Origin of the sequence: Kitasatospora sp. NPDC058243 (assembly GCF_042882025.1) — a bacterium.
Classification (GTDB): domain Bacteria; phylum Actinomycetota; class Actinomycetes; order Streptomycetales; family Streptomycetaceae; genus Kitasatospora.
The window spans coordinates 1-1099 of sequence record NZ_JBHVWW010000145.1 but is presented as its reverse complement, the minus strand read 5'-3'; the positions used below and the strand labels follow the sequence as shown (position 1 = coordinate 1099).

Genomic DNA, 1099 nt, shown 5'->3' with positions numbered 1-1099 from the left:
CTCCGGAATGCTTCGGTCTCGCTGTCGCCCGCGGCGGTCCCCAGGACCTCGCGGCCGCCGTCCCCGGTGATGCCGGTGGCGATGACGACGGCCTGGGAGGCGATCTGATGGTTCACCCGCACCTTGCAGTACGTCGCGTCCAGGCAGAGGCAGGGGAACCCGGTGTGGTCCAGGGGACGGGTGCGGAACGCGGTCAGCGGCCCGTCGGGCCCGCCGCAGATCCGGGAGACCTCGCTCTTCGATATACCGCTGTCTCCGCCCAGGGCCTTGACCAGGTCATCGACCGATCGGGTGGACACGCCGCGGACGTAGGCTTCCATGATCACGGCATACAGGGCCTGGTCTATACGCCGCCGGCGTTCCAGCAGGCCCGGGAAGAAGCTTCCGGTGCGGAGCTTGGGAATCTCCAGGTCCAGGTCGCCTGCCGGCGTGGTCAGGGTCTTGTCCCGGTGGCCGTTGCGCAAGGCCGTCCGGGACGCGGTGTGCTCATTCCAGCCGGCACCGATATGCGCGCCCACCCCGGCCTCGATCAGTTCCTGCAGCATCCGCTCGGCCACGCTGCGGACAAGCTCGATCCCGTCCGACGAGCGTAGTGACTCCAGCAGCCGTATCAGGTCAGACTGGGACAGGGCCACCACGTACTCCTCATGGTTGAACTGGGCGTTCACCAAGAAGAGTTACGTGATGGCCCGCCCCGCGTCAGGGAGCGGCAGGCACGAGAAGAAGTGCGCCCCGGGCACCCGCCCGCGCACGCCCGCAACTTGATCGGCTACACCACGAGAAGGGACATGACCGGACCGGTTCGGCGCCTGGTCCACCGTGCACAACCGGTTCAGGCAGTGGCGGGACGCCGGCGTCTTCGAGGCGCTGCTGGAGGGTGCGATCGCTGAGGCTGCTGGGCGGGGCCGGGTGGACATGTCGCTGGTCAGCGTGGACTCCACGACGGTCCGCGCTCACCATGACGCGGCCGGGATGCGTCTGGAGGAGGATGTTCCGGACGCTCTGGAGGTCTATTCACACGGCTTCACCAGCCCTTCTTGTAGAAGGTGAGGGCGGTGACGGTCTTGGCGACGGTGGGGAATCGGGTGAGGGGGCCGCG

At 68.1% G+C, this 1099-nt stretch carries 2 pseudogenes (1 of these 2 cut by a window edge); one reads left to right on the top strand and one right to left on the bottom strand.

The features are described 5' to 3' along the window. Window positions 1-635 (bottom strand): annotated as a pseudogene (locus tag ACFVX9_RS39620) (transposase) (it extends 253 nt beyond the left edge of the window). Between the two features lie 157 nt (window positions 636-792). Here ACFVX9_RS39620 and ACFVX9_RS39615 point away from each other — a divergent pair. Then, window positions 793-1008 (top strand): annotated as a pseudogene (locus ACFVX9_RS39615) (hypothetical protein); the annotation flags it as partial. Between the last annotated feature and the right edge of the window lie 91 nt (window positions 1009-1099).